The organism is Bellilinea sp. (genome assembly GCF_034432615.1).
Taxonomy (GTDB): Bacteria; Chloroflexota; Anaerolineae; order Anaerolineales; family Anaerolineaceae; genus Bellilinea.
Window position 1 is genome coordinate 1 of sequence record NZ_DAOUBL010000332.1, and the last position, 2,827, is coordinate 2,827.

Annotated in this window: 2 protein-coding genes and 1 other RNA gene; 1 reads left to right on the top strand and 2 read right to left on the bottom strand. The window is 48.5% G+C overall.

Annotation, left to right across the window (positions count from 1 at the left end):
* Positions 1 to 70, top strand: a transfer-messenger RNA (tmRNA) gene (ssrA, locus tag VAE48_RS15000); the annotation flags it as partial.
* Between the two features lie 47 nt (positions 71 to 117).
* On the opposite strand, the gene VAE48_RS15005 is transcribed toward ssrA, so the two are convergent.
* Together VAE48_RS15005 and ligA are read right to left on the bottom strand one after the other, a co-directional pair.
* Positions 118 to 1,311: a class I SAM-dependent rRNA methyltransferase gene (locus VAE48_RS15005; RefSeq protein WP_322794143.1), complete on the bottom strand. Its 1,194-nt coding sequence runs from the start codon at positions 1,309 to 1,311 to the stop codon at positions 118 to 120.
* A 13-nt stretch (positions 1,312 to 1,324) separates the two neighbouring features.
* The coding region (gene ligA / locus VAE48_RS15010; protein WP_322794144.1) for an NAD-dependent DNA ligase LigA at positions 1,325 to 2,827 on the bottom strand (1,503 nt) is incomplete at its 5' end.

Below are 2,827 nucleotides of genomic sequence, written 5' to 3' on the forward strand. Positions count from 1 at the left end.
CCAACTACGCTCGTAGAAGTTCGTGGGTCTAATCTTTCGGACGCGGGTTCGATTCCCGCCATCTCCACCATATTCATAAGGGACGACATCCGGGTTAGGTGTCGTCCCTTCGATTCATCATCCCACGACACAAATTAGCCCTTTGAGATAAGCGCTTTCTGGAAAATTCAAAGCCACCGGGTGATCAGCACTTTGACTGAGCATTTCAACAATTTTCGCCTCTACCCCGGCATCCAACGCTGCATCTGCAACAATTTTCTGAAACAAATCCCTGCCCAACCCGCCCGAACAAGAAAATGTAACCAGAATCCCCCCATTGCGCAGCAATTTAAAGGCTAACAGGTTGATATCTTTATAGGCGCGGGCTGCCTTTTGCGCCTGCGCAGCGGTCGGAGCAAATTTTGGCGGATCCAAAATAATCAAATCGAATTGTTTGTTTCGATCGCGCAGAGTACGCAATTCTTTGAAAACATTTCCTTCCACCCACTGGTTCAGCGCAGGGTTGAAACCGTTTAAAGCCAGATTCTCGGCAGCAAGGGTCAGCGCATTTGCTGAGGAGTCAATGGATAACACACTCCTCGCACCACCAGCCAGCCCGCACAACGTAAAACCCCCGGTATAACAAAAAGCGTTCAAGACCTCACGATCTTTACTCAATGCCATAATTCGCTTGCGATTCTGGCGCTGGTCGAGGTAAAACCCGGTTTTTTGACCGCCGATCACATCTACCCAGTAATGAAGGCCGTTTTCTTCAATTTTAATTCGAGGCGGCAAATTTTCCCCTCGGATTAATCCTTCTCGTATTGGTAAGCCCTCCAGATGACGAACTTCCACATCCGAGCGTTCTACCACAGTTTTACACCCCGTAATCTGCTGAACCTGATCAATCAGCACATCTCGCCAGTATTCCGCCCCTGCAGAAAGAATCTGTACTACGGCAACATCGGGGTAACAATCCACAATTAGACCGGGGACACCATCCGCCTCGCCGTGAACCAAGCGGAAAGCGTTGGTTTCCTTTGTGATGTTTATTGCGGTACGCAAACGTGCAGCTGCCTCAATTTTTCGATAAAAATATTCTTCATTGATCACTTCATCAGGATCAAAACTCCAAACCCGCGCCCGGATCGAAGAATACGGACTGTAAGCAGCCCAGCCCAGACGCTCACCTCCGCTGCTCAGCACCTCTACCGTTTCGCCGGGCTGCGGATTACCCGATGAAGAAGCAACCGCGCCAGAAAACACCCATGGATGATGGTGAAGTATTGATTTTTCTTTTCCGGGCTTTAAGATAATTTTTTTACTGGTCATTTTCAATTGATAATCAATCTTCGCCAGCCAATTTTCTCAGCATTTGTTCATCAATTACTTTGACACCCAGTTCGCGCGCTGTTTCCAGCTTTGAACCGGCATTTTCTCCGGCCACCAGATAGTCGGTCTTTTTTGAAACACTATCGCTGACCTTACCACCAAAACGTTGAATATACTGTTTGACCTCTTCGCGGGTAAAATTCGGGAGCGTCCCGGTAACGACAAAGGTCAGATTTTGAAGGGGTTGTTTTTCGGGTGTTGGTGCAGCTTTTTCCGCAACCGGCCAGACCCCAACCGACTTTAACTTTTCCAGCAATTGACGGTTAGACGGCCGATTGAACCAATCCACAATTGCCTGCGCAATGTTCGGGCCGACTCCTTCAATTTCCTGCAGCTCTTCAAACGTTGCCCGGCTCAATGCATCCAAATCGGAATAATACTTGACCAGATCACCGGCAAGTACTTCACCCACCCCTCGAATACCCAGCGCAAAAATCAACCTTTGCAATGGGCGGTTCTTTGATTCTTGTATGGCTTGAAGCAGGTTATCGGCTTTTTTTTCTGCAAAACCTTCCAGTTGAAGCAAATCTTCCTTCTTCAAGCGGTATAAATCCGCCACATCTTTAACCAGACCGGCAGCAATCAATTGTTCCACAATCTTAATTCCCAATCCCACAATGTCCATTGCTCCACGCGAAACAAAATGCTCGACATTGCGAATCAATTGAGCCGGGCAGGCAGCATTAACGCAATACCAGGCTACTTCTCCCTCCACATGTTCAACAGCCTGACCACAAGCCGGGCAGTTTTTCGGTGGTTCGAAAACCCGTTCCTCCCCCGTTCTGGCTTCCACCACCGGCCCAATGACATATGGGATGACATCACCGGCACGCTTAATTAAAACCCGATCGCCAATTCGAATATCTTTCTCGAAAATATAGTCAAAATTGTGCAGGGTAGCCTGCTTGACAATTACCCCGCCAACTTCAACCGGCTCCAAAATGGCCGTGGGGGTTAACACTCCGGTTCGGCCAACATTAATTCCGATATCCAGCAAACGGGTTGTAACCTCTCGCGCTGGAAACTTGAAAGCCAATGCGCCGCGTGGATCTTTCCCAACCACCCCCAAATCCGCAGCCAGCCGCAAATCATTGATTTTAATGACCATCCCATCGGCTTCATAAGGCAAAGTGTCCCGTTTTTCTGCCCATTCTTCACAAACACGAATAGCTTCCTCTATATTTTTGCAATAAGCAACTTGATCACTGACCGGAAAGCCCCATTCACGTAAACGTTGTAAAGTCTCCCATTGAGTTTCTGGGACAGGCTGATCGCTCTGAACAATCTGGTAAACCAATAGTCTCAGCGGACGGGAAGCCGTCAATTTTGGATCCAGTTGGCGCAAAGATCCTGAAGCCGTATTGCGTGGGTTGAGATATGGCTTTTCTCCCTGCTCCACCAGACGCTGGTTGAGGATTTCAAAATCCCGAATATTGATAAATGCCTCACCGCGTAC

Bases quoted from the DNA above. Each gene is read 5' to 3' on its own strand.
- VAE48_RS15005 (WP_322794143.1), bottom strand. From the start codon at position 1,311: ATGACCAGTAAAAAAATTATCTTAAAGCCCGGAAAAGAAAAATCAATA.